This window comes from Vibrio sp. A8-1 (genome assembly GCF_013048685.1).
Taxonomy (GTDB): domain Bacteria; phylum Pseudomonadota; class Gammaproteobacteria; order Enterobacterales; family Vibrionaceae; genus Vibrio; species Vibrio metschnikovii.
This window is the reverse complement of the sequence record NZ_VHTC01000005.1, coordinates 86,852-112,069: the sequence shown is the minus strand read 5'-3', so window position 1 is coordinate 112,069 and position 25,218 is coordinate 86,852. Positions and strand designations below refer to the sequence as shown.

Sequence of the window (25,218 nt, the reverse complement as noted above, 5' to 3'; positions counted from 1 at the left end):
GTTATGGATATTGAAAAAATGACACCTCGTCGACCTTTCATGCTACGTGCGTTTTATGATTGGTTGTTAGACAATGAATTAACACCACACCTTGTGGTTGATGCGACTCTGCAAGGGGTACGAGTACCGATGGAGTTCGTCCAAGATGGACAGATCATCCTCAATATCGCTCCTCGCGCGGTGGGTAATTTAGAGTTAGGTGATGATGAGGTCACGTTCAGTGCTCGCTTTGGTGGACGCCCTCACTTAGTGATTGTTCCTCTTTATGCGGTGCAAGCCATTTATGCCCGTGAGAACGGGGCAGGCACCATGTTTGAACCAGAGCCGGCTTATCAGCAAACGCTGACTCAGGTGACTGAGAGTGCTATTGCTGCTCAAGACAGTGGTGCTGATGAGCAACCTACCGATACTGAACCATCAAAACCTCAAGGTAGACCAAGCCTTCGAGTGGTCAAATAACCTTCGATGATAAAATACGATAATAAAAAAAGCAGCGATGACGCTGCTTTTTTTATTGGCGCGATTTATTATTTGATTAAGCTTAATCGGCGTATTCAAACGCTTTGATGACTTGCTTAACTCCTGATACATGACGTGCAACATCAGTCGCTATTTCTGCATGTTCTTGAGTAACGTAACCGAGCAAAAATACTTCTCTATTTTCAGTGATCACTGAGACTTTCACGCCGCGCAGCTCTGATTTAGCCAACAATGCTGATTTGACCTTGGTGGTGATCCAACTGTCATTACTGACTTGACCGACGGTTAACGGCGCTTGTATTTTGACTTGATTGTGTAAGTGGTTCACCCCTTTAAGTTGCTCGATTTGGCCAATAAATTGCTCGAGTAACTCATTGGTTTGCGATTGACCAATCAAGACTACCGTGCCTCGAAATGAGCTGGCCGTGATACGCATTTGACTACGGAAAGGCGGTTTATTACTTAACCCTGTGATTTCTAATTCAAGGTTTTTATCTTGCCATTGTTCAGTCGTTGAACGAGGATCTGTCGCAATGTTAACCGTTGCTGCCGCTCCTGCGACTAAAAAACCAGCACAGCCAGACAGCGGTAAGATAAACAGTAGGGCAAGTAGAGCGAATAAGTTGAACCGGGCGTTTTTCATGGGTTACTCTTCGTGAGCTGGAAACAACACTTGGTCAATTAAGTCACATAAACAGTGTAAAGTGACCATGTGCACTTCGTGAATACGGGCGGTGCGATGGGAAGGAATACGAATTTCGACATCATTCTCCCCAAGTAACCCTGCCATTTCTCCACCATCTTTACCCGTTAAGGCAATAATGGTCATATCGCGTGTCACCGCGGCCTCCATCGCTTTGATGATGTTTTTACTATTACCACTGGTAGATATGGCTAGCAGTACATCACCCGCTTGACCAAATGCTCGGACTTGTTTAGAGAAAATCTCTTGGTAATGGTAGTCATTGGCGACAGCGGTCAAAGTCGTATTGTCGGCGGTGAGTGCCATCGCGGGTAAGCTGGGGCGCTCAGTTTCAAAACGATTCAGTAAACAAGAGACAAACTGCTGAGCATTGGCGGCCGATCCTCCATTACCACAGCAGAGGATTTTCTGACCATTGAGTAACGTGACGACCATCGCTTGCGCGGCATGCATAATCGCATCTGGTAAGGCCTCGGCGGCGGCGATTTGAATTTGAATACTTTCAGTAAAGCTATCTTTAATGCTATCGAGCATTGATTGATTATCCTTGGGTTATTGCGTTTTTTATCCACTCAATGTGCTGACCGTTGTCATGAATGGCCACGACATCGAAACGAAAATCGGTATTATCGACACTGAGTCCGTGCTTGAGCATCCACCAATTCGCAGCTTTGATCAAGCGAGTTTTTTTATGCGAAGTGACCATCTCGGCGGCATGGCCGTAAGATTGATTTTTACGATATTTTACTTCAACAAAGACTAAGCAAGAGCCATCGCGCATCACCAGATCAATTTCGCCAACGCGAGTGGTAAAGTTTTTTTCCAGTAAGCGTAGTGCGTGGCGGCTGAGGTAATCTGCCGCCACTTGTTCATAATGCAGTCCCGTATTTCGGCGACTAAAGAGCCCCATGCTCCGCCCAACTAATTTCACGCTGTACTATACAGTTTTGATCAATACCAAGCACACCAGTTTGGCCAGAAATGGTATATCCTTTGACGGCATTCATCTGTGGGAGTTCCAACATCAGTTGATAGGCATCCATCCCGAGCGCTTGTAAACGACGATCGGCATTGGACGTTCGTGGCCAAAGTTCAGCCGCTTGAGTGGCAACTGGGTTACCAGACTCGATCAACAGTGGAATATCGCTATAAGTGATCCCGGTGAGATCTTCAAATTGACGACCTCCGCTGTTGCTGTTTGAATTAGAAAACAGCTTAGGAGGACGGGTATCTGGATTAATGGCGACCTCAATAAAAGGTTTGATCAACGTGAGGTCGGCAATACCCGCTGCAATGTATACCGCATCAATATCGCGTCGGCTACGAGGCTGGCTCTCTAAGCTGATACCCAATAATGAGTTCATTTGGGCAATATTCTGTTGGCTTGCTTGAAGACCGAAAACGTTGTTGATATTGCGTTGTAACTGTCGTTTGTCACCAAATAAGTTCACCGCGACCTTATTGGTACTGTATTGACGCCATTCTTGATTGAAGGCTTCAACCACACGATCGCCGTAGCTACCCTGTGGTGCTAAAATTAATGGGTATCGGTAGCCTTGACTGAACAAATACTTGGCGGCCTGAGCAACTTCTTGCTCAGGAGAGAGTGTGAGATAGCAAGTTGTACTGGACGGCTCAATCTTGTCCGGAATATTCAGCGCTAAGGTTGGGATCGCTTGGCCGCGTTTTTTCTGAAAAGCTTGTAACTTTTCGATATCGCTTTTAATCAGTGGGCCAACGACAAAATCGACCTGTTTTTCTGCCAAAATCGCATCAACATTTTCTAAGCTTTCAGTATTGGTGTCCAAAATGGTCAGGGTGGCGTTAGGATCGCGCTGAGGATCGTTCATCATTGCCATGATAAATCCGTCACGAATCAGCTCTGCTTGCTTAGCAAAGCGACCACTGAGTGGCAATAGTAAGGCCGTGTGAGTAGGTTGAACGAGATCTAACGCTAAAATATCACTGATCGTTTGAGGGGTGTAACGAGCCGCAGGATGTGAGGCGTTTTCTTTTAGCCATTTTTCTAAAGTATTTTTTAATTGCGGTAAATCGCTACCGAGCGTTTTGACATAGATAGCCAGTTGTAACCAACCATCGAGAATCTCTTCATCCGCTCCAGTACTTAGCGTTGTAATGGTTGAGCTAGAGTACCCATCAAAATTCTGCCAAATTTGTTGTGCAATCATCGATTGCTGGTCAGGCGTCGAATGTTCATACAACCCAACGAGTTCTCGATTCGCGTCAAAGGCACGTTCCAGCGCGAGCAAACTGTCAGCCCTCAGCTGATAGTACTTCTGCCATTGTCGCGGGTCTAACCGCCAATCCGTAGGGAAACTGAGCCGCGATAAGACCGTTTGGTATTGCTGTTGATTAAAAGATAACTGAGCGCGAGCAAGTTGCCACTCTGCCTGTTGAGCGTCACTCAAGGTTTGTTTTGAGATACGGCGAATCAATAATTCTGCCTGTGCGGAATCATTGTCGGCAACGGCAGCTTTGAGTGCCATAATGAGCCAATCATTTTGTAAGCTGCCTTGGCTGCTATCTGCACGCATTAAATAGGTTTGTGCCGATAGCTGTGGTTTATCGGTGATCTGTACAGACGTTGGTACTGACGGTGTGGTTGAACAAGCCGCTAGCATGATTGCCAATGCAACGGGAGTGAGTAAGCGTGTTACACTGCATCTCTGATGGTTTTTCATAGCCATGGGTTCTTTCATTATTCCGTGTAAAATTGTCTCTATATTAATCGTTGAAGTGATGGTAAACAAATGACAGATAACAAAACCGTGTCCGCAGAGGGAGCAACCCTCTATATTGTCCCGACGCCAATTGGCAATCTAGGTGATATCACCCAACGTGCCCTTGATGTGCTTGCTCAGGTCGATGTTATCGCCGCTGAAGATACACGCCACACAGGTAAACTGCTTGCTCACTTCAATATCCAAACTAAAACGTTCGCTTTGCATGATCACAATGAACAGCACAAAGCTCAAGCATTAGTTGATAAATTATTATCGGGTCAGTCGATAGCGCTCGTTTCAGATGCGGGCACACCGCTGATCAGCGATCCAGGTTACCATTTAGTCAATCAATGTCGTCAAGCGGGTGTTAAAGTTGTCCCTCTTCCTGGTGCTTGTGCGGTTATTACGGCACTGAGTGCTTCTGGTTTACCTTCAGATCGGTTTAGTTTTGAAGGTTTTTTACCGGCGAAAAGCAAAGGGCGTAAAGATAAATTTTTAGAAATAGCCAAAGTTGAGCGAACGTGTATTTTTTATGAATCACCGCATCGAATCAACGAATCGTTGCAGGACATGCTGGAAATTTTAGGTCCGGATCGCCAGGTGGTTTTGGCTCGTGAACTGACCAAAACCTTTGAAACCATCCAAGGGTTACCACTTGGTGAGTTAATTGAATGGATTAATCAAGATGAAAACCGCAAACGCGGAGAGATGGTTCTATTGATTCATGGTGTGAGGGAAACATCGAATCAAGCGTTACCGGAAGAGGCATTAAGAAGCTTAGCTATTTTAAGTAAAGAGTTACCCTTAAAGAAAGCGGCGGCCTTGGCGGCTGAAATCTATAACGTCAAGAAAAATGCCTTGTACAAATGGGGCCTTGAAAACTTAAGTTGATGCTGGCTTTTTGAGCGGTTGCGTCGAATTATAGACGGGTTAGAGATTGTTGCTAGACAGCCTCTACGCTTATCTATAGAATCCGTGACCGGAGTTGACTGGGTAGCCGCTGCCTTATTGACGTCCCTTAACCTTGTGTTAGGGAGACTGGTAAGGGGGAGGAAAGTCCGGGCTCCATAGAGCAGGGTGCCAGGTAATGCCTGGGGGGCGCAAGCCTACGACAAGTGCAACAGAGAGAAGACCGCCGATGGCCCTTTGGGGATCAGGTAAGGGTGAAAGGGTGCGGTAAGAGCGCACCGTGCGTCTGGCAACAGTTCGTAGCAAGGTAAACTCCACCCGGAGCAAGACCAAATAGGCTTCCACATAACGTTGCTCGCGTTAGGAGGCGGGTAGGTTGCTTGAGCCAGTGAGCGATTGCTGGCCTAGAGGAATGGCTACCGCCGCGCAAGCGGAACAGAACCCGGCTTATATGTCGACTCCACCTTTTCAGGCCCATCATAGCTTCGCGGTTATGATGGGTTTTTTGCTTTTTATTGACTTAGCTGATAGCAAAACCATTAAACTTAGCGCAATGTCACGTCCTGTCTATGCTTATGGGTAGCGGTCGAGTGTGAAAACGGTACACTAACTAAGCATCAATCGCGCTTTGTTCAGCGAAACGAGAATATTATGACTGAATCTTTCCAACACGTATCTGTACTGCTTCATGAATCCATTGATGGGTTAGCGATCAAACCGGATGGTATTTATATCGATGGGACTTTTGGCCGAGGTGGTCATAGCCGCACTATATTAGCTCAATTAGGTCCAGAAGGGCGCTTATACAGTATTGATCGTGATCCTCAGGCCATCGCTGAGGCGAGTAAAATTGATGATCCACGGTTTACGATTATTCATGGCCCTTTTTCTGGTATTGCAGAATACGCACAGCGTTATAACCTGCAGGGTCAGGTTGATGGCGTGTTATTTGATTTAGGGGTGTCATCACCACAACTCGATGATGCTGAACGCGGATTCAGTTTTATGAAAGATGGTCCGTTGGATATGCGAATGGACCCCAATTCAGGAGTTTCGGTCGCGCAATGGCTATTAACCGCAGAATTGGATGATATTACTTGGGTGATTCGTGAATTTGGCGAAGATAAGCATGCAAGACGGATAGCTAAAGCGATCGTTGCTCATCGTGACAATCCAGACAACGAGCCACTGACTCGAACCAGTCAGTTAGCGAAGTTAATTTCGGAAGCGGCACCAAAAAGTTTTAAAGAAAAAAAACACCCCGCGACCCGGACTTTTCAAGCTTTCCGTATTTACATTAACAGTGAATTAGAAGAAATTGATATTGCTTTGCAAGGAGCCGCTTCGATTTTAGCGCCGCAAGGACGTTTATCGGTGATCAGTTTCCATTCATTAGAAGATCGTATGGTTAAGCGCTTTATCCGCAAAGAGAGTAAAGGGCCCGATGTCCCACATGGTTTACCACTCACGCAAGATCAAATTAAAGCCTTAGGTAGTGCGAAGTTAAAAGCGATCGGTAAAGCGATTAAGCCAAGCGATCACGAAGTGGCGCTTAATCCGCGTTCTCGTAGCTCAGTGCTACGGATTGCAGAAAAGTTGTAATTATTCACTATGTCTGTCTCTAAGCCAAACCTTGCCAAGTTAATTGTGATTGACCTGTTTACCGTCGGTCGATGGCCTCTGTGTTTGTTATTAATGATTTTTGCCACTGCGATGGGCGTGGTATTTACCACTCATCATACTCGTCAAGCGATTGCCGAAAAAAATGAGGCCATGCAGCAACGTGACTATCTGGATAATGAGTGGCGTAATTTGATTTTAGAAGAGACAGCGCTGTCTGAGCATAGTCGAGTGCAAGATGTCGCCAGCCGTGAATTAGAGATGAAGCGTCCAGATGCTGATAAAGAAGTAGTGATTAAGCTTAAATGAGTAAACAGCCGACCAAAAAAGCGCTAGCCGCTAGCTCACCGACCAAGTCAACGCCGCCAGTTTTGATCCACTGGCGTTTATATTTATTACTCTCGTTTGTGGTGCTGATATTTGGTTTATTGATTGCTCGGCTCGCGTTTATTCAAGTGATTGAACCGGACAATTTGATCCGACAAGGTGATTTACGCTCGATTCGTGCGCTGACCTTACATTCAGCACGTGGGATTATTTCTGATCGAAATGGTGAGGCGCTCGCGGTGAGCGTACCGGTCGAAGCGGTCTGGGCGGATCCGTTAGTGATTTTTAGAGAGGGTGGCTTTAACGAACTTGAACGTTGGCACGCATTAGCCGATGTGTTGGGGCTAGATAGGCAAGCGATGCTGCAAAAAATTCAAGATAACAGCACGCGACGTTTTGTTTACTTGCAGCGCCAAGTCAGTCCGGCAATGGCTAAGTACATTCGCGAGCTTAAACTGGTTGGGGTTGGCCTCAAATCAGAATCACGTCGTTATTATCCGGCAGGAGAAGTCAGTGCACATCTGATCGGCGTGACCGGAATTGATGGCCATGGTTTGGAAGGGGTTGAACGTAGCTATGATAAATGGCTGACCGGTGAGGCAGGCAAGAGCATTATCCGCAGAGATCGTTATGGTCGTGTGGTTGAAAATATAGCCCTCGAACAGCGGGAAGAAGGCAAACCCCTGCAATTGACCATTGATCAGCGTTTGCAAGCTATTGCGTTTCGTGCGGTAAAACAAGCAATGGCCGATTATCGTGCCACTTCCGCTTCCGCGGTGATGCTTGATGTAAAAACCGGAGCGGTGCTAGCGATGGTGAATGCACCCTCTTATAACCCGAATAATCGTAGCGATTGGCAAAGTTTTCAAATGCGCAATCGAGTGATTACTGATGCGTTTGAGCCAGGGTCAACCGTCAAACCGTTTGTCGTCCTTGCAGCGTTAGCGAATGGAACGGCCGATGAAAATACCATTATCGATACGGGTAATGGCATCATGCAAGTCGGTGGGAGCCGAGTGCGAGATGTTTCTCGGGTTGGAAAAGCCAGTTTGCAGGTGATTTTACAAAAGTCGAGTAATATCGGTGTGGCTAAATTGGCGCTGGATATGCCTTTAGAAGATACCTTAGATATGTATCGTGCGGTTGGGCTTGGTGAGGTTTCTGGGCTCAATCTTGTCGGAGAAAGCAGTGGTATTTTCCCTAATCGCCGCCGCTGGTCTCCTTTTGAAATTGCCACATTAGCTTATGGTTATGGTTTATCGGTGACGCCGATCCAATTGGCGCATGCCTATGCGACATTAGGCAATCTTGGTGTCTATCAGCCGATTTATCTGATTGATAGTAATCGTCAAGACTTATCTCAGCGAGTCGTAGACGAAAAATACGCCAGACAAGTATTAGAGATGCTTGAAACCGTCACTCAACCGGGAGGAACCGCGGTTCGTTCTGCCGTTCCGGGATATCGGATTGCCGCTAAATCGGGGACATCACGTAAAGCCGTCGCTGGAGGATACAGTGACGAGTATTTCGCTTACACCGCTGGGGTCGCTCCGGTCAGTAACCCTCGTATTGCTCTAGTGGTCATGGTTAATGAGCCGCAAGGGGATACTTACTATGGTGGCGCTGTTGCTGGTCCAGTGTTTGCTGAAATAATCAAAGGGGCGTTACAAATCTTAAATGTCGCACCTGATGAGAATCGTTTTCAACGCTAATGTTTATTCAAATCAAAATGAAAAAATGAAATCGACATGAAGATAACTCAAGGTTTACCCACATTGCTTGCACCATGGATGAAGATTGATGATCCGCAACTCAATTCGTTAACCATTCAGCACTTGCAGCTCGATAGTCGGAAAATACAACCAGGCGATACGTTTGTGGCGGTTGCCGGACATGCTGTTGATGGGCGACAGTTCATCGCCGATGCGTTGGCTCGTGGCGCTAATCTCGTATTAGCCCAAGCCGATGAAAAGCATCCTCATGGTACGGTGAGCGATATCGATAGCAAACCGATCATCTATTTAGCGTCGTTGGATGAGCATTTATCGGCATTAGCGGGTCGTTTCTATGCCGATCATACTAACCGAGTGATCGCCGTAACCGGAACCAATGGTAAGACGACCATCAGTCAATTAATCACTCAATGGCTCGAATTGATGGGAGAGCGTGCCGCCGTGATGGGCACGACAGGCAATGGTTTTTTAAATCAATTACAGCCAGCGCTCAATACCACTGGCAATGCATTGGAAGTACAGGCTACGTTACGTCAACTGGCGGAGCAAGGGGCCGAGTATACCGCCATGGAAGTCTCTTCTCATGGTTTGGTTCAAGGAAGAGTCAAAGCTCTCCCCTTTATCGCAGGGGTTTTTTCAAACCTAAGTCGCGACCATCTTGATTACCACGGTACGATGCAAGAGTACGCCAACGCGAAGCAATCATTATTTACTGAACATGATTGTCAGCAAGCGATCTTGAATGTTGATGATCCGGTCGGTGCACAATGGGCGACTCATCAATGGCCCGGGCTAGTTGGGGTATCATTGTATCAACAGCCGGAGACAGAACGTTGCTTATGGGCGACGTCGGTCAGCTATTCCGAGCAAGGTATTCACTTAGCCTTTGATGGCAGTTGGGGAGTAGGCCACTTACACGCCCCTTTAATCGGTGAGTTTAATGCCAGTAATCTGCTACTTTCGTTGGCCACGTTATTAAGTTTAGGGTTTAGCAAGCCAGCTTTGCTGGATACTGCGCCGCAGTTAACGCCTGTCTTAGGACGGATGGAGCTATTTAGCGCACCGGGCAAAGCGAAAGTGGTTGTCGATTATGCACATACGCCTGATGCGTTAGAGAAAGCGCTTTGCGCTTTGCGTGTTCATTGTTTGGGGCAACTGTGGGTTATTTTTGGTTGTGGTGGTGATCGTGATACCGGTAAGCGGCCAATGATGGCCGCGATCGCCGAACAATTTGCCGATGAAATCATTTTTACTGACGATAATCCGCGGAGTGAGTCTGCGCACGCTATCGTACAGGATATGCTCGCAGGATTAAGCCATGCTCAAGCGCACATTGAGCATAATCGTTATCAGGCCCTGCAGTATGCTCTGACTCATGCCAATGCCGATGATATTATTTTGTTAGCGGGCAAAGGGCATGAGGATTACCAAGTACTGGCCGATCAAACCGTTCATTATTCTGACAGAGAGTCAGCTCAACAACTTTTAGGGTTAACCGTATGATCAGCACTCAATTATCGACGATCAGCCACGTAGTACAAGGTCAATTACTGGGCGCGGATAGCATTATTTCGTCTGTTTCAACCGACACGCGTCGGATTGAGCCTGAAGGGCTTTTCATCGCTTTAGTCGGTGAACGTTTTGATGCTCATCAGTTTGCGCAGCAAGCGATAGATGCGGGCGCTAAAGCATTGCTGGTTGAGCGTGCTCTCGCGGTGGACGTTGCGCAAATTGTCGTCAGCAATACCAAACAAGCGTTAGGTCAACTGGGGTGTTGGGTTCATCAACAGTGCCAAACGCCAACCATCGCGATTACTGGAAGCTGTGGAAAAACCACAGTCAAAGAGATGGTCGCTAGTATTTTAAGTGCTAAAGGTCAGGTGTTGTATACCGCCGGTAATTTTAACAATGATATCGGTGTGCCACTCACCTTACTTCGTTCGAGCCGAGAAGATGATTTTGCAGTGATTGAATTGGGTGCCAATCATATTGGTGAAATTGCCTATACGACCCAGTTGGTTAAGCCAGATGTCGCGTTAGTTAATAATGTTGCTGCAGCTCATTTGGAAGGTTTTGGCTCGATTGATGGCGTGAAACAAGCCAAAGGAGAGATTTATCAAGGTCTCGCTCCAGGGAAAACAGCACTGGTTAACTTGGATAGCCATGGCGGTGAGCTATGGAGTAAGGTACTGGCCGATAAACAAGTCAAAACCTTTTCCGTTAACCAGCAGAACGCTGACTTTTTTGCCTCGCAAATAGCGTTAAATCAAGCGGGAGAAGCCAGTTTCACCTTGCATACTCCGCAAGGTGAACAGCCCGTAACATTAGGCATTATAGGTCAACATAATGTTAGTAATGCGCTAGCTGCTAGCGCATTAGCGATGGAGATGGGCGCGAGTATACAAGAGGTAGCCGTTGGACTTGCCCAGTTATCTGCTGTGAAGGGGCGAGTTGACGTTAGCCTGTTAACACCGATGATTCGCCTGATTGACGACAGCTATAACGCAAGCGTTCCGGCCATGAAAGCGGCGATTGAACTGCTGGCCTCTTTCTCCGGTTGCCGTTGGTTAATTTTAGGTAATATGGCGGAATTAGGTACAGAAAGTCTTGCACTTCACCAACAAGTCGGTGAACATGCTGCCCCATTCCAATTTGACTATGTTTTGACGTATGGAGAGGATGCGCGAGTGATCAGCCAACAGTGTCAGGGACAGCACTTCTCAACGCATCAAGACATGCTGACGTTTATTGAGCAGCAACTCGAAGTTCGCGCCTCTCAATCTCATGTGTTGTTAGTGAAAGGAGCGAACAGTTCAGGTATGAGTAAGATTGTTGCTGCACTTAAGGAGAAATTCTCATGATTATTTGGCTTGCGGAGTTACTCCAGCCCTATTTTTCATTCTTTCGTTTGTTTGAATATTTATCCTTTCGGGCCATTGTAAGTATTTTGACCGCATTGAGTTTATCTCTTTGGATGGGACCAAGATTAATTAAGCGTCTTCAGGTGCTGCAAATTGGTCAAGTGGTTCGTAATGATGGTCCTGAGTCGCATTTTAGCAAACGTGGTACGCCAACCATGGGCGGTGTGATGATTCTAGCCTCGATCAGTATCACGGTGTTACTGTGGGCCAATTTAAGTAATCCTTATGTCTGGGCCGTATTGGCGGTACTGTTAGGTTTTGGAGTCATTGGCTTTATTGATGATTATCGTAAGGTGGTACGTAAAAATAGCGATGGTTTGATTGCGCGTTGGAAGTATTTTTGGCAATCGGTTATTGCTCTCGTGGTCGCTTTTGCTCTTTATGCCCATGGTCACGATACCGCAGCCACTCAGTTAGTTGTGCCTTTCTTCAAAGATGTGATGCCACAGCTTGGCTTACTGTATATCGTATTAACTTACTTTGTGATTGTCGGTACCAGTAACGCGGTAAATTTAACGGATGGATTAGATGGATTAGCGATTATGCCGACCATCTTAGTCGCTGCTGCTTTTGCGGTCATTGCTTGGGCAACCGGTAATGTCAATTTTGCCAATTATTTGCATATCCCCCATATTCCTTATACCTCAGAGCTGGTTGTCGTTTGTACCGCCATTGTTGGCGCAGGCCTTGGCTTTTTATGGTTTAACACTTATCCAGCGCAAGTTTTTATGGGCGATGTCGGCTCATTAGCTTTGGGTGGGGCCCTCGGTATTATCGCAGTTTTGGTCAGACAAGAGCTGTTATTGGTGATCATGGGCGGGGTATTTGTGATGGAAACCATCTCGGTTATCTTGCAGGTCGGTTCCTATAAATTGCGTGGTCAGCGTATTTTTAGAATGGCACCCATTCACCATCACTATGAATTGAAAGGCTGGCCAGAGCCGCGAGTGATTGTGCGTTTTTGGATTATTTCTATTGTGCTAGTTTTGATTGGTCTAGCGACCTTAAAAGTACGCTAATCCGTAGAGGCAAGAGTCATGGATCGTTGGCAAGACATTCAGCAAGTTGTGGTGGTTGGGCTAGGCATTACTGGCCTTTCAGTGGTCAATTATTTACGTCGCTATCACCCCGCGCTTCAGGTTAAGGTTATTGACACTCGACTCTCGCCTCCAGGTCAAGAGTCTTTGCAACCGGACGTCGCTTTGCACTGTGGTGGCTGGCATATGGACTGGCTACTCGACGCGGATTTGATTGTCACCAATCCGGGTATTGCATTGGCGACGCCTGAAATACAGCAAGCGCTTGCTGCTGGCATTCCTGTTGTTGGTGATATTGAGCTATTTGCTTGGCATGTTGATAAGCCAGTGATTGCCATTACTGGATCGAACGGTAAAAGTACGGTGACCGACTTAACTGGAGTAATGGCGAAAGCGGCGGGCGTGAAAACGGCGGTAGGGGGCAACATTGGTGTGCCCGCACTCGATCTATTAGCGGAAGCGGCTGATCTCTATGTTTTAGAGTTATCGAGCTTTCAGTTGGAAACGACAGATCATTTATCAATAGCTGCGGCGGCATTTTTAAATTTGTCCGAAGATCATATGGATCGCTACTCTGGAATGGCAGAGTATCGCCAAGCCAAGCTACGTATTTTTAATCATGCCAAAACCGCGGTGATTAATGCTGATGATCGACAAACGTCACCGGATGACTTTTCAGGGCCAATACTCAGTGTTGGTTTAGCAAATTCTGCCGATTACTCGCTAGAGATACATCAGGGTGAGGAATATTTATCGGTTAAAGGTACGCCTGTGCTGGCGGTTTCTCAACTGAGCCTTGTTGGGCGACATAATATCGCTAATGCCTTAACGGCTCTCGCACTCTTAGACGCCCTAAATATAGAGTATACCCACGCATTAGAGGCGTTAAAGTCTTACACTGGATTGACACACCGTTGCCAACTGGTTGTAGAGTATGATGGCATTCGCTGGGTCAATGATTCTAAAGCGACTAATTTAGCCAGTACCTTGGCCGCCTTATCGGGCCTTACGGTAGACGGTGATCTTTATTTGCTGGTTGGTGGCGTAGGAAAAGGTGCTGACTTCACTCCTTTGAAGCCTATTTTGGCGACGTTACCCGTTAAATTATGCTGTTTTGGTGTTGATGGGCAACAATTTATGCCATTACACCCTTCAGCGCGGTACTACCCAAGTTTATCCGCGATCCTTGAAGAGATTCATCCGCAATTGAAAGCGGGGGATATGGTCTTACTCTCTCCGGCTTGTGCCAGCTTTGATCAGTTTAACAACTTTATGGCTAGGGGAGACGCTTTCGCGGCGCTAGCTAAACACTACGCCTATACAAAAAGGTAATCTCTGTGTCCATCTCAAGCACGCTAAGCGCTTTCGTTCATTGGCTAAAAACACCGTCACCGACAGCGCTGTTTGATCGGCAGTTAGTTTGGCTTGCGTTAGGATTGATGTTGATTGGTCTTGTCATGGTAACGTCGGCTTCTTTTCCGATCAGCTCTCGTCTAACCGATCAACCCTTTCACTTTATGTTTCGGCATGGGATTTTTTTGATTTTAGCTCTGGGGACATCGGCGATTATTTTGCAGATCCCGGTTGAGCGTTGGATGCGTTATAGCTCGGTGTTTCTTGCCCTCGCCTTTGTATTGCTGATTGTGGTTTTGGTCGCGGGTAAATCGGTTAATGGGGCCTCACGTTGGATCCCACTTGGTTTGTTTAATCTCCAGCCTGCAGAGGTGGCTAAGCTAGCGCTATTTATTTTTATGTCTAGCTATTTGGTTCGTAAACAAGATGAAGTACGCGCCACTTTTTTTGGTGGCTTCATGAAACCGATCATGGTCTTTGCAGCGTTAGCGGTGCTGCTGCTGTTGCAACCAGATTTAGGTACAGTGATTGTCATGCTGGTTACGTTATTTGGCATGTTGTTTATTGCTGGCGCTAAATTATCTCAATTTTTGGCATTAGTCGTCGCAGGCGTGTTAGTCGTGGTTGGTTTGATTGCGGCAGAGCCTTATCGTATTCGTCGTGTTACCTCGTTTCTTGACCCGTGGGAAGACCCTTTTGGCAGTGGCTATCAGCTCACTCAATCCTTAATGGCCTTTGGTCGTGGCGAATGGTGGGGCCAAGGTCTGGGTAACTCGATTCAAAAATTAGAATATTTACCGGAAGCCCATACCGACTTTGTTTTTGCGGTAATGGGCGAAGAGTTAGGATTTGTTGGCGTTAGTTTAGTACTGATGTTGATTTTTAGTTTGGTACTTAAGGCGATGTTGATTGGTCGAAAAGCCTTTGAACATGATCAGCAATTTGGTGGTTATTTGGCGTTTGGGATTGGTATTTGGTTTGCTTTTCAAACCTTAGTTAACGTCGGCGCCGCTTCAGGCATGGTGCCTACCAAAGGGCTAACGCTACCATTGATCAGTTACGGCGGTTCAAGCTTGATTGTTATGTCCGTCGCGGTATCGATTTTATTAAGAATTGATCACGAATGTCGTTTGCAAGATAGAAGAAAAGATAGACATCATGAAGAAAAATAAACGTTTAATGGTCATGGCTGGTGGCACTGGGGGACATGTGTTCCCCGGCTTGGCGGTGGCAAAACAGCTCCAACAACAAGGTTGGGAGATTCGTTGGTTAGGTACTGCTGATCGCATGGAAGCTGAACTGGTTCCCAAGCATGGCATTGCGATTGACTTTATTCGCGTTAAAGGGTTACGCGGCCAAGGTGTATTGCGTTTACTAAAAGCGCCATGGCAAATCTTAAATGCTGTTTGCCAAGCGCGCCGTCATTTGCAAGCGTGGCAGCCTGATGCGGTATTGGGAATGGGAGGCTACGTCAGTGGACCTGGTGGGATTGCTGCTTGGTTGCTGGGTATTCCGGTGATTCTCCATGAACAAAATGCTGTCGCAGGCTTAACCAATCAATGGCTAGCGAAAATAGCCACTAAGGTATTCCAAGCTTTTCCTGGTGCGTTCAGTGATGCTTCGGTAGTGGGTAACCCTGTGCGAACGGATGTCACTCAAATTGCTGAACCAACAGAGCGCTTAGCGGAACGACAAGGTCCGATTCGGATTTTGGTCATGGGTGGAAGTCAAGGTGCACAGGTCTTAAATCAAACCCTGCCAGAGGTCATGGCAATCTTGGGTGACGGTTACCACATACGCCATCAAGCGGGTAAACATCATCATTCTGAAGTCGAGCAAGCTTACACAGATTTAGGTTGTACTCAGTTTGAGGTGACGGAATTTATTGATGATGTCGCAGATGCCTATCAATGGGCTGATTTAGTCGTTTGTCGCTCTGGTGCGTTAACCGTTTCCGAAGTGTCAGCCGCGGGAGTGGCGGCTATTTTTATTCCTTTTATGCATAAAGATCGTCAGCAAGCGCTTAATGCGGATCATCTTGTTTCAAGTGGCGCGGCGTTAATGATCGAACAACCTGAACTGACCAGCGAACGATTAGCGAGTACCATCGCCAATCTCGACCGATCACAATTGTTGACGATGGCTAAGCAAGCCAGACAAGCGGCTAAGCTGAATGCGGATAAAGTGGTTGCCGAGGCGATTATCGCCATCACTGCAGATAAACATGAGAAATGATCAATGACAATTAAACATACTCAAGACTTGGCGCAAATTCGTGCCCTTGTTCCAGAAATGCGTCGAGTAAAGTGTATTCATTTTATTGGCATTGGCGGCGCGGGAATGAGTGGCATCGCAGAAGTGCTACTCAATGAAGGCTATCATATAACTGGTTCTGATTTATCGAGTAATGCGGTGACTGAGCGTTTAGCCAACAAAGGGGCAACGATTTATCTTGGTCATCAAGCACAACATGTATCGCAAGCAAGTGTGGTTGTCGTGTCAACGGCAATTAATGAGCAAAACCCTGAAATCATTGCTGCTCGAGAAAAGCGAATTCCTGTCGTACGACGCGCAGAAATGCTCGCTGAATTAATGCGTTTTCGACACGGTATTGCTGTGGCTGGAACGCATGGCAAAACCACGACGACGGCTTTAGTCACGCAAATCTACTCTGAAGCGGGTCTGGACCCGACTTTTGTCAACGGTGGATTGGTAAAAAGTGCAGGAACTAATGCACGTTTGGGGTCAAGCAGGATATTAATTGCTGAAGCGGATGAAAGTGATGCTTCGTTTTTACATCTGCAACCGATGGTGACGATTGTTACTAATATTGAAGCTGACCATATGGATACCTATGGTGGTGATTTTGAAACCCTTAAGCAGACGTTTGTCGATTTTTTACATAATCTGCCCTTTTATGGTCAAGCGGTATTATGCATTGACGATCCGGTAGTCAGAGAGCTTATCCCTCGTATCAGTCGCCATGTGATTACTTATGGATTTTCGGAGGATGCCGATGTGCGGATTGCCGATTACCACCAACAAGGTCAGCAAGGTCATTTTACCGTGCTGCGCCAAGATAAGGCGGATCTGGCGATTACCTTAAATATTCCTGGTCGACATAATGCATTAAATGCGGCTGCCGCGATTGCCGTTGCCAGTGAAGATGATATTGACGATGATGCGATTTTACGTGCGATGGCGAGTACTCAAGGCACTGGGCGTCGTTTTGACCACTTAGGTGAGTTTGCCACAGGTAATGGCCATGTTATGTTAGTGGATGATTATGGTCATCACCCTACTGAAGTTGATGTAACCATTAAGGCTGCTCGTAATGGTTGGACAGAAAAACGTTTAGTGATGATTTTCCAACCTCATCGTTACACCCGTACGCGTGATCTGTACGATGACTTTGCTCATGTACTTGAGCAGGTCGATGTTTTACTGATGTTGGATGTCTATTCTGCAGGAGAGAAGCCGATCGCTGGAGCTGATGGACGCTCATTGTGCCGAACGATTCGCCGCCGTGGAAAAATAGATCCGATCTTTATTCCAGATAGTGCAGCATTACCTGCAGTTTTAGCCAATATTCTGCAAGATGGTGACTTAGTATTGACGCAAGGTGCGGGTGATATTGGTAAAATAGCCAAACAACTTGCTGCACTGAAATTGGATATTGAGCAGATGCAACAGTGTCTATAAGTTGCATAACTGAGCACTTATGGCAAATAAATGACCATTAAGCACCGATTTCTTTACTTGAGTATTTGATACTTTTCATCGGCTCAGTATAATTCGAGGGTTAACGTCAGTGCTTTTACCTTTATTGAGCAACGATATAGGGAATCACATTGCTAGTCGACATCAGGATCATCGGACTTTGATTAACCATGTGTTAACCGAAAGTCGTCGCTTATCCACTTCATCTCAAGTGAAACAGCATACCGCTTCAGGGTGCTTTTTCCTGATGGTGCTGCTGTTGATAGGCGCTTTGTTGTACTCAACGATCAGTTGGATGTGGGATGAGCATCGTCTGCCCCTTTCCCAATTAGTCTTGCAGGGCGATTTACATTATGTTTCGACACTCGATGTCCAGCGCGCCTTTGCTGAGTTAGACCATATTGGCACATTTATGTCGCAAGATATTGATGTTTTACAGAGCCGAGCACAAGCGATCCCTTGGGTTGCGCATGCTTCTATTCGTAAACAATGGCCAGACACCATTAAGGTTTTTTTAACCGAACATCAAGTGGCTGCGATTTGGAATGGTAATGCACTGCTCAACGATAAAGGTAAGGTTTTCAATGGCGATATCGCCGCGGTAAAACAAGAGTATGTTAAATTGTATGGCCCCGATGACAGTGGTCCGCAAGTACTCGCTGTGTGGCGACAATATAATCCACAGTTTCAAGCGTTAGGGTTAAATATTTCTTCCCTACTATTGAATGAGCGCCGTGCTTGGCAAATTATTTTGGATAATGGTATCCGCTTAGAATTAGGTAAAGAGTCATTAGATGAGCGTATTGCCCGTTTTTTCCTACTTTATAAGCGATTAGGGCAAGATGCTGAGCGAGTCAGTTATATCGATCTCAGATACGATACAGGTGCCGCAGTAGGTTGGTTCTCAGAGCAAGAGTGACAAAGAGAGTTTAAATGACGAAATCGGCCAATGATAGCATTGTAGTTGGATTAGATATTGGTACCGCAACGGTGTCCGCGTTGGTCGGTGAGATCCTACCTGACGGTCAAATTAATATCATCGGTGCGGGCAGTAGCCCATCACGAGGTATGGATAAAGGCGGCGTTAACGATCTGGAATCTGTCGTCAAATCGGTACAACGCGCCGTCGATCAAGCTGAATTAATGGCAGAATGCCAAATAAGTCACGTTTTTTTATCTATATCTGGCCGACATATTGCAAGCCGTATAGAGAAAGGCATGGGAACCATCTCTGATGAAGAAGTCTCCCAAGACGATATGGATCGAGCAATCCATACTGCCAAATCGATTAAAATTGGCGAAGAACAACGGATTTTACATGTTATTCCTCAAGAATTTACCATTGATTATCAAGAAGGGATTAAAAATCCACTAGGATTATCAGGGGTTCGTATGGAAGTGAGCGTCCACCTGATCACCTGTCACAACGATATGGCTCGAAACATTATTAAAGCCGTGGAACGTTGTGGGCTGAAAGTTGAACAGTTAGTGTATTCAGGATTAGCCGCTAGTCATGCGGTGATCACCGAAGATGAGCGTGAACTTGGTGTCTGTGTGATCGATATTGGCGCCGGTACCATGGATATTGCTATCTGGACGGGGGGGGCGTTACGACATACTGAAGTGCTCTCTTATGCTGGTAATGCGGTGACGAGTGACATTGCGTTTGCTTTTGGTACGCCTGTGAGCGATGCTGAAGAGATCAAAGTAAAATATGGTTGCGCATTAAGTGAACTGGTGAGCAAGGATGATACGGTTAACGTTCCGAGTGTTGGTGGACGTCCCTCACGAAGTTTACAAAGACAAACCTTGTCGGAAGTGATAGAGCCTCGCTACACTGAGTTAATGGGGTTAGTGAATCAGATCATCGACACGGTGCAAGATAAGTTGCGCAAAGATGGTATTAAACACCATCTCGCTGCCGGAGTGGTATTGACTGGCGGTGCTGCGCAAATTGAAGGATTAGTCGACTGTGCAGAGCGAGTATTCCGTAATCAAGTTAGGGTGGGGAAACCGCTCGAAGTGAGTGGTCTAACCGATTATGTAAAAGAGCCGTATCATTCTACGGCGGTGGGTTTACTTCATTACGCAAGAGATAGCCAAATAAGTGATGATACTGATTATCAAGAGCCTAAGCGCCAATCAGTATCGAGTTTATTCAGCCGCTTGCGTAATTGGATACAAAAAGAGTTTTAACCTGATAAGCAGGAAAAACGGAGATAACACATGTTTGAACCGATGATGGAAATGTCTGACGATGCGGTAATCAAAGTCGTTGGAGTGGGTGGTGGTGGCGGTAACGCTGTAGAACACATGGTGCGTGAGTCCATCGAAGGCGTGGAATTCATCAGTATCAATACAGATGCGCAAGCACTTCGTAAAAGCAATGTCAGTACGGTTATCCAAATTGGTGGTGACATTACTAAAGGACTCGGCGCGGGTGCTAACCCGCAGGTGGGGCGTGATGCTGCTCTTGAAGATCGAGAAAGAATTAAAGAAATTCTCTCTGGCGCCGATATGGTATTTGTCGCCGCTGGTATGGGTGGTGGTACTGGAACTGGTGCTGCTCCGGTGATTGCAGAAGTGGCAAAAGAACTCGGCATTCTAACGGTTGCTGTAGTGACCAAGCCATTTAGCTTTGAAGGTAAAAAGCGCCTCGCGTTTGCGGAGCAAGGGATTGAAGAACTATCGAAACATGTTGATTCTTTAATTACCATCCCTAACGAGAAGCTGCTCAAAGTATTGGGTCGTGGTATTACCCTACTTGAAGCCTTTGCCAGCGCGAACGACGTACTTAAAAATGCCGTACAAGGCATCGCTGAGTTAATTACTCGTCCAGGTATGATTAACGTCGACTTTGCTGATGTAAGAACAGTAATGTCTGAAATGGGTCATGCCATGATGGGTAGCGGTGTGGCTAGAGGTGAAGATAGAGCAGAAGAGGCGGCAGAAATGGCCATCTCAAGTCCGCTTCTAGAAGACATCGATCTAGCAGGAGCTCGTGGCGTACTGGTTAATATTACGGCTGGCTTGGATATGCGTCTTGATGAGTTTGAAACGGTGGGTAACACGGTTAAAGCTTTTGCATCAGACAATGCGACAGTCGTGATTGGTACTTCACTTGATCCAGATATGGCCGATGAAATTCGTGTAACAGTCGTAGCAACCGGTATTGGTAACGAGAGAAAGCCAGATATCACATTAGTTGCTGGTGGTAGCAAACCGAAAACCACCGCCATTGCTCAACCACAGAACGTTGTTTCGGCGGCTAAAGTGGAAGAGAGAATGGCACAGCCTTTGCAGGAAAAGGTAGAAGTGAAAACTCAGTCAGCATCAACGACGAGTAGTGCTTCTTCTGCAGGCCAAAGTACGGCACCTAAGCCAGAAAAAGAGAGCGGTTATTTGGATATTCCGGCTTTTTTACGTCGTCAGGCTGATTAAAATAGCGCCACAATTTGACACCGTTCAAAATTTTGGTAAGATGTCGGTCGGTTTTTATCGGTCGAGCTTTGTGGCATCGAAATAGAGGCAAGTAGATGATCAGACAACGTACTCTGAAAGAAATAGTGAAAACAACTGGAGTGGGCCTTCACTCTGGTCGTAAAGTCACGCTTACTCTTCGCCCTGCTGCTGCAAACACGGGTATTATTTATCGCCGTACTGATATTAATCCACCTGTTGATTTTCCTGCTGATCCGGCATCAGTCCGAGATACTATGCTATGTACAGCATTAGTGAATGACGATGGTATTCGTATCTCAACCGTTGAGCATCTCAATGCGGCTTTGGCTGGCATGGGAATCGACAATGTTATTGTTGAAGTAGATGCTCCGGAAATTCCTATTATGGACGGCAGTGCTAGCCCATTTGTATATTTACTGCAGCAGGCTGGTATTGAAAAACTGAATGCGCCTAAGCGTTTCATTCGTATCAAAAAACCAATACGTTTCCAAGATGAAGACAAATGGGCAGAGTTACGTCCCCACAATGGCTTTAAAATGGATTTTGAGATCGAGTTTAATCATCCAGCGATTGATGGTGACGAGCAACATCTGGTGTTTGATTTCTCTTCGCAAGGTTTTGTAAAAGAGATTTCTCGCGCTCGAACGTTTGGTTTTATGCGTGACATTGAATATTTACAATCTCAAAACCTCTGCCTCGGTGGGAGTTTTGATTGTGCTATCGTGCTTGATGATTACCGTATTCTGAACGAAGAAGGTTTGCGTTTTGCTAACGAATTTGTCACTCACAAAGTGTTGGATGCTATTGGTGATCTTTACATGTGTGGCCATGCGATTGTCGGTGAGTTCAGAGCTTACAAATCAGGACATGGTCTAAATAACCAGTTACTTCGTGCGCTATTGGCTGACCAAGAAGCGTGGGAATGGGCAACATTCGAAGAAGAAGCAGGATCTCCGGTTGCTTTCGCTGAGCCGAATATGGTTATCGCATGAACGACGAATAAATAAAAAAGCCAGACTCAGTCTGGCTTTTTTATTTATTACTCATCTTGAACAGCATCCTACCTATTTTATGGTTATCTAAAGCGGCAATCTATTAGAAGAACGGCGGTAATAAGTTGCCTCTTAGGGTACTTAATCACATTTTGCCGCTTGAGATTGGAATCGCGATGACCATGTTAATGGCGTTTAGTTGCCATAACAGACTTCGTTCTGATTAAGTAAAATGGTATCTTACGCCTTTGGTGCTATGACCATTGATGATTATCGAGAAAAATCCTTACACTGAGCATGACTTAATTGGCTTAGTGTCTTGAAAATAAACATCTTCAGCACAATATCGAAGGAACATGATTTATCTCAGTATCCTTAGTTGAAGATAGAGAGAGACTGGAAATATTTAAAGCAGATCGGGACGATCCAAGTAAAGAGAGATATATAAAAAATGATAACTAAGCTACTGACAAAGGTGGTTGGCAGTCGCAACGACCGAACCTTGCGCCGTTTAAGAAAAATTGTTAAAGAGATCAATAACTTTGAACCTGCATTTACGGCGCTTTCTGATGATGAGCTAAAAGCGAAAACTATCGAGTTTCGTCAGCGTATTGAGCAGGGAGAATCGTTGGATCAACTGTTACCCGAAGCCTTTGCCACGGTACGTGAAGCCTCTAAGCGTGTGTTTGGCATGCGTCATTTCGATGTGCAATTAATTGGTGGTATGGTACTCAATGCTGGGCAAATCGCCGAAATGCGTACTGGTGAAGGTAAAACACTCACCGCAACATTACCCGCTTATCTTAATGCGTTAGCGGGTAAGGGCGTACATATCGTTACCGTCAATGACTACTTAGCTAAACGTGATGCGGAAACCAACCGTGCCTTATTCGAGTTTTTGGGCATGACCGTTGGGATTAACGTTCCGAATATGCCACCTCATGAGAAAAAACAAGCCTATCTTGCTGATATTCTTTACGGCACCAACAACGAATTCGGTTTTGACTACTTGCGCGATAACATGGCTTTCCGTATGGAAGACCGAGTTCAACGTGAACGCTTTTTTGCGGTAGTGGATGAGGTGGACTCGATCTTAATCGATGAAGCGCGTACGCCATTGATTATCTCTGGCCCTGCTGAAGATAGCTCTGAATTATATACACGAATCAATACACTGATTCCCAATCTCCAACAGCAAGATAAAGAAGACTCTGAAGATTATCGTGGTGATGGTCACTATACCGTGGATGAAAAATCCAAGCAGGTTTACCTGACCGAAACTGGGCAGGAGTTTGTTGAGGAGTTGTTAATTCGTAATGGTTTGATGGAAGAAGGGGATACCTTATATTCTCCGACCAATATTAGCTTATTGCATCATGTGAATGCGGCACTGCGCGCACATGTCTTATTTGAGAAAAACGTCGATTATATTGTTACCGATGATGGTGAAGTAGTTATTGTTGATGAGCATACCGGACGAACGATGCCAGGACGTCGTTGGTCTGATGGCTTACATCAAGCGGTTGAAGCGAAAGAAGGGGTCAAAATTCAAAATGAGAACCAAACCTTAGCCTCTATTACCTTCCAGAATTACTTCCGCCTCTATGAAAAATTATCTGGTATGACGGGAACCGCTGACACAGAAGCTTTCGAGTTTCAGTCGATTTATGGTTTGGAAACGGTGGTTATTCCAACCAATAAACCAATGGTTCGTGACGATATGCCGGATGTCGTGTATCGCACCGAAGCAGAGAAGTTTGCCGCGATCATTGAAGATATTAAATATCGAGTAGAAAAAGGTCAGCCAGTACTGGTTGGTACGGTCTCGATTGAAAAATCAGAGCTACTTTCTAATGCGCTGAAAAAAGCTAAGATCAAGCACAACGTGCTGAATGCGAAGTTTCATGAGAAAGAAGCAGAAATTGTTGCCGATGCAGGTAAACCTGGCGCGGTCACCATTGCAACCAACATGGCGGGTCGAGGTACGGATATTGTCCTCGGTGGGAGCTGGCAAGCACACATTGAGATGTTAGATAACCCAACTCAAGAGCAGATTGATCAAATCAAGGCTGAGTGGAAAAAAGTGCATGATCAAGTCTTGGCCTCCGGTGGTTTGCATATTATTGGTACCGAGCGTCATGAATCTCGTCGCATTGATAACCAGTTGCGTGGTCGTTCTGGGCGTCAAGGTGATGCGGGTTCTTCGCGTTTCTATCTCTCAATGGAAGACAGTTTGCTGCGCATCTTTACCTCAGATCGTATGGCGAGTTTAATTCAGAGTGGTATGGATGAAGGCGAAGCGATTGAAAGCAAAATGCTCTCTCGCTCAATTGAAAAGGCACAACGTAAAGTTGAAGGTCGTAACTTTGATATACGTAAACAGCTACTGGAATACGATGACGTAGCCAATGATCAACGTAAAGTGGTTTATGAGCTTCGTGATGAGCTAATGAAAGTCGATGATATCAGTGACATGATTGAACACAATCGTGTTGATGTGTTTAACTCGGTGATTGATACCTACATCCCACCACAATCGTTAGAAGAGATGTGGGATATCGAAGGTTTGCAAGAGCGCTTGAAAAATGACTTTGATCTTTCTCTACCGATTCAAACTTGGTTAGATGAAGATGACAAGCTTTATGAAGAAGCGTTGCGTGAACGGATTCTGGAACAAGCGGCTACCGTGTACAAAGAGAAAGAGCAAGCGGTTGGCGTTTCAGTCATGCGTAACTTTGAAAAATCAGTCATGTTGCAAACACTGGACACGTTATGGAAAGAGCATCTTGCAGCCATGGACCATCTACGTCAAGGGATCCATTTACGTGGTTATGCGCAGAAAAACCCAAAACAGGAATATAAGCGTGAATCGTTTGAACTGTTTGAAGGTTTGCTTGATTCGCTAAAATCCGATGTGATTGCTATTTTGTCGAAAGTTCGCGTGCAGCAGCAAGATGAAGTGGAACGTATGGAAGCTCAACGTATTGCTCAAGCAGAAGAAGTTGCTCGTCGTGCTCAAGCGCAACATGCAAGTAGCGATAACCAAAACAAAGACGATGGGCATCATCCGATGGTGCGTGAAGAGCGTAAAGTGGGACGTAACGAACCTTGTCCTTGTGGCAGTGGCAAAAAATACAAACAGTGCCACGGTAAAATTGATTAATTTTATTTAATCCAGTAAAAAGAGTCGCTTAGGCGACTCTTTTTTTAAATCTAT

21 protein-coding genes and 1 other RNA gene are annotated in these 25,218 nt (G+C 45.9%); 18 read left to right on the top strand and 4 right to left on the bottom strand.

Annotation, left to right across the window (positions count from 1 at the left end; genetic code table 11):
- The first annotated feature begins 3 nt into the window (after positions 1–3).
- Positions 4–459 carry a ClpXP protease specificity-enhancing factor gene (gene sspB, locus FKN93_RS04190; RefSeq protein ID WP_004395964.1) on the top strand — a complete coding sequence of 152 codons (456 nt, stop codon included), beginning with the start codon at positions 4–6 and terminating at the stop codon, positions 457–459.
- Between the two features lie 82 nt (positions 460–541).
- Here the strand turns inward: sspB and FKN93_RS04185 are convergent, their stop codons facing one another.
- Genes FKN93_RS04185 through FKN93_RS04170 form a run of 4 tightly spaced genes read right to left on the bottom strand, consistent with a single transcriptional unit; the run spans position 542 to position 3,885 of the window.
- Entirely contained in the window at positions 542–1,123 is a 582-nt protein-coding gene (locus FKN93_RS04185; RefSeq protein WP_004395963.1) for a BON domain-containing protein, read from the bottom strand.
- 3 nt (positions 1,124–1,126) lie between these two features.
- On the bottom strand, positions 1,127–1,717 hold the full coding sequence (locus tag FKN93_RS04180; RefSeq protein WP_004395962.1) for a phosphoheptose isomerase: 591 nt from the start codon (positions 1,715–1,717) through the stop codon (positions 1,127–1,129).
- 7 nt (positions 1,718–1,724) lie between these two features.
- Positions 1,725–2,093, bottom strand: a complete 369-nt coding sequence (locus FKN93_RS04175; protein WP_040904683.1) for a YraN family protein — start codon at positions 2,091–2,093, stop codon at positions 1,725–1,727.
- On the bottom strand, positions 2,080–3,885 hold the full coding sequence (locus FKN93_RS04170; protein ID WP_170904575.1) for a penicillin-binding protein activator: 1,806 nt from the start codon (positions 3,883–3,885) through the stop codon (positions 2,080–2,082). The genes FKN93_RS04175 and FKN93_RS04170 overlap by 14 nt, the downstream gene beginning before the upstream one ends.
- A 69-nt stretch (positions 3,886–3,954) precedes the next feature.
- Here FKN93_RS04170 and rsmI point away from each other — a divergent pair, with 69 nt between their 5' ends.
- The 17 genes from rsmI to secA all read left to right on the top strand — a co-directional run bounded on the left by rsmI (position 3,955) and on the right by secA (position 25,164).
- Positions 3,955–4,818: a 16S rRNA (cytidine(1402)-2'-O)-methyltransferase gene (rsmI, locus tag FKN93_RS04165; protein ID WP_004395959.1), complete on the top strand. Its 864-nt coding sequence runs from the start codon at positions 3,955–3,957 to the stop codon at positions 4,816–4,818.
- Positions 4,819–4,908: 90 nt separating this feature from the next.
- An RNA gene (gene rnpB / locus FKN93_RS04160) (RNase P RNA component class A) lies at positions 4,909–5,302 on the top strand.
- Between the two features lie 185 nt (positions 5,303–5,487).
- Entirely contained in the window at positions 5,488–6,438 is a 951-nt protein-coding gene (gene rsmH, locus FKN93_RS04155) for a 16S rRNA (cytosine(1402)-N(4))-methyltransferase RsmH (RefSeq protein WP_004395957.1), read from the top strand.
- Between the two features lie 9 nt (positions 6,439–6,447).
- A complete protein-coding gene (ftsL, locus tag FKN93_RS04150) occupies positions 6,448–6,765 on the top strand; it encodes a cell division protein FtsL (RefSeq protein ID WP_154169117.1) in 318 nt (105 codons plus the stop codon).
- Positions 6,762–8,495, top strand: coding sequence for a penicillin-binding transpeptidase domain-containing protein (locus FKN93_RS04145; protein WP_154169115.1), 1,734 nt, complete (start codon positions 6,762–6,764; stop codon positions 8,493–8,495). Before ftsL ends, FKN93_RS04145 begins: the two co-directional genes overlap by 4 nt.
- A gap of 36 nt (positions 8,496–8,531) precedes the next feature.
- Positions 8,532–10,019, top strand: a complete 1,488-nt coding sequence (gene murE / locus FKN93_RS04140) for a UDP-N-acetylmuramoyl-L-alanyl-D-glutamate--2,6-diaminopimelate ligase (protein ID WP_170904556.1) — start codon at positions 8,532–8,534, stop codon at positions 10,017–10,019.
- Positions 10,016–11,377 (top strand): UDP-N-acetylmuramoyl-tripeptide--D-alanyl-D-alanine ligase, encoded by a 1,362-nt coding sequence (murF, locus tag FKN93_RS04135; RefSeq protein ID WP_158137843.1) that lies wholly within the window; start codon positions 10,016–10,018, stop codon positions 11,375–11,377. The genes murE and murF overlap by 4 nt, the downstream gene beginning before the upstream one ends.
- Positions 11,374–12,456, top strand: a complete 1,083-nt coding sequence (mraY, locus tag FKN93_RS04130) for a phospho-N-acetylmuramoyl-pentapeptide-transferase (protein ID WP_004395952.1) — start codon at positions 11,374–11,376, stop codon at positions 12,454–12,456. Before murF ends, mraY begins: the two co-directional genes overlap by 4 nt.
- Before the next feature lie 18 nt (positions 12,457–12,474).
- The gene (gene murD, locus FKN93_RS04125; protein WP_154169109.1) at positions 12,475–13,806 is read left to right on the top strand and encodes a UDP-N-acetylmuramoyl-L-alanine--D-glutamate ligase; all 1,332 of its coding nucleotides are present in this window, start codon (positions 12,475–12,477) and stop codon (positions 13,804–13,806) included.
- A gap of 5 nt (positions 13,807–13,811) precedes the next feature.
- A complete protein-coding gene (ftsW, locus tag FKN93_RS04120) occupies positions 13,812–14,999 on the top strand; it encodes a cell division protein FtsW (protein ID WP_158144257.1) in 1,188 nt (395 codons plus the stop codon).
- Positions 14,986–16,062, top strand: coding sequence for an undecaprenyldiphospho-muramoylpentapeptide beta-N-acetylglucosaminyltransferase (murG, locus tag FKN93_RS04115; protein ID WP_170904555.1), 1,077 nt, complete (start codon positions 14,986–14,988; stop codon positions 16,060–16,062). Before ftsW ends, murG begins: the two co-directional genes overlap by 14 nt.
- Before the next feature lie 3 nt (positions 16,063–16,065).
- Positions 16,066–17,529 (top strand): UDP-N-acetylmuramate--L-alanine ligase, encoded by a 1,464-nt coding sequence (gene murC / locus FKN93_RS04110; RefSeq protein WP_004395948.1) that lies wholly within the window; start codon positions 16,066–16,068, stop codon positions 17,527–17,529.
- A gap of 178 nt (positions 17,530–17,707) precedes the next feature.
- Positions 17,708–18,466, top strand: coding sequence for a cell division protein FtsQ/DivIB (locus FKN93_RS04105; RefSeq protein WP_040904680.1), 759 nt, complete (start codon positions 17,708–17,710; stop codon positions 18,464–18,466).
- Positions 18,467–18,480: 14 nt separating this feature from the next.
- Complete coding sequence (gene ftsA, locus FKN93_RS04100; RefSeq protein WP_004395946.1) at positions 18,481–19,743, top strand: cell division protein FtsA; 1,263 nt, start codon at positions 18,481–18,483, stop codon at positions 19,741–19,743.
- A 30-nt stretch (positions 19,744–19,773) separates the two neighbouring features.
- Positions 19,774–20,988: a cell division protein FtsZ gene (gene ftsZ, locus FKN93_RS04095; RefSeq protein WP_004395945.1), complete on the top strand. Its 1,215-nt coding sequence runs from the start codon at positions 19,774–19,776 to the stop codon at positions 20,986–20,988.
- Between the two features lie 95 nt (positions 20,989–21,083).
- Positions 21,084–22,001 carry a UDP-3-O-acyl-N-acetylglucosamine deacetylase gene (gene lpxC, locus FKN93_RS04090; RefSeq protein WP_004395944.1) on the top strand — a complete coding sequence of 306 codons (918 nt, stop codon included), beginning with the start codon at positions 21,084–21,086 and terminating at the stop codon, positions 21,999–22,001.
- Positions 22,002–22,452: 451 nt separating this feature from the next.
- Positions 22,453–25,164: a preprotein translocase subunit SecA gene (gene secA / locus FKN93_RS04085; protein WP_040904679.1), complete on the top strand. Its 2,712-nt coding sequence runs from the start codon at positions 22,453–22,455 to the stop codon at positions 25,162–25,164.
- The last annotated feature ends 54 nt before the right edge of the window (positions 25,165–25,218 follow it).

What these genes read in the sequence shown, in the direction of transcription:
- murG (WP_170904555.1), top strand. Translation starts at nt 14,986, where the DNA reads ATGAAGAAAAATAAACGTTTAATGGTCATGGCTGGTGGCACTGGGGGA.
- FKN93_RS04180 (WP_004395962.1), bottom strand. Translation starts at nt 1,717, where the DNA reads ATGCTCGATAGCATTAAAGATAGCTTTACTGAAAGTATTCAAATTCAA.
- secA (WP_040904679.1), top strand. Translation starts at nt 22,453, where the DNA reads ATGATAACTAAGCTACTGACAAAGGTGGTTGGCAGTCGCAACGACCGA.
- rsmH (WP_004395957.1), top strand. Translation starts at nt 5,488, where the DNA reads ATGACTGAATCTTTCCAACACGTATCTGTACTGCTTCATGAATCCATT.
- ftsL (WP_154169117.1), top strand. Translation starts at nt 6,448, where the DNA reads ATGTCTGTCTCTAAGCCAAACCTTGCCAAGTTAATTGTGATTGACCTG.
- murF (WP_158137843.1), top strand. Translation starts at nt 10,016, where the DNA reads ATGATCAGCACTCAATTATCGACGATCAGCCACGTAGTACAAGGTCAA.
- murD (WP_154169109.1), top strand. Translation starts at nt 12,475, where the DNA reads ATGGATCGTTGGCAAGACATTCAGCAAGTTGTGGTGGTTGGGCTAGGC.
- mraY (WP_004395952.1), top strand. Translation starts at nt 11,374, where the DNA reads ATGATTATTTGGCTTGCGGAGTTACTCCAGCCCTATTTTTCATTCTTT.
- FKN93_RS04145 (WP_154169115.1), top strand. Translation starts at nt 6,762, where the DNA reads ATGAGTAAACAGCCGACCAAAAAAGCGCTAGCCGCTAGCTCACCGACC.
- rsmI (WP_004395959.1), top strand. Translation starts at nt 3,955, where the DNA reads ATGACAGATAACAAAACCGTGTCCGCAGAGGGAGCAACCCTCTATATT.
- ftsA (WP_004395946.1), top strand. Translation starts at nt 18,481, where the DNA reads ATGACGAAATCGGCCAATGATAGCATTGTAGTTGGATTAGATATTGGT.
- murC (WP_004395948.1), top strand. Translation starts at nt 16,066, where the DNA reads ATGACAATTAAACATACTCAAGACTTGGCGCAAATTCGTGCCCTTGTT.
- murE (WP_170904556.1), top strand. Translation starts at nt 8,532, where the DNA reads ATGAAGATAACTCAAGGTTTACCCACATTGCTTGCACCATGGATGAAG.
- sspB (WP_004395964.1), top strand. Translation starts at nt 4, where the DNA reads ATGGATATTGAAAAAATGACACCTCGTCGACCTTTCATGCTACGTGCG.
- ftsZ (WP_004395945.1), top strand. Translation starts at nt 19,774, where the DNA reads ATGTTTGAACCGATGATGGAAATGTCTGACGATGCGGTAATCAAAGTC.
- FKN93_RS04185 (WP_004395963.1), bottom strand. Translation starts at nt 1,123, where the DNA reads ATGAAAAACGCCCGGTTCAACTTATTCGCTCTACTTGCCCTACTGTTT.
- FKN93_RS04170 (WP_170904575.1), bottom strand. Translation starts at nt 3,885, where the DNA reads ATGAAAAACCATCAGAGATGCAGTGTAACACGCTTACTCACTCCCGTT.
- lpxC (WP_004395944.1), top strand. Translation starts at nt 21,084, where the DNA reads ATGATCAGACAACGTACTCTGAAAGAAATAGTGAAAACAACTGGAGTG.
- FKN93_RS04175 (WP_040904683.1), bottom strand. Translation starts at nt 2,093, where the DNA reads ATGGGGCTCTTTAGTCGCCGAAATACGGGACTGCATTATGAACAAGTG.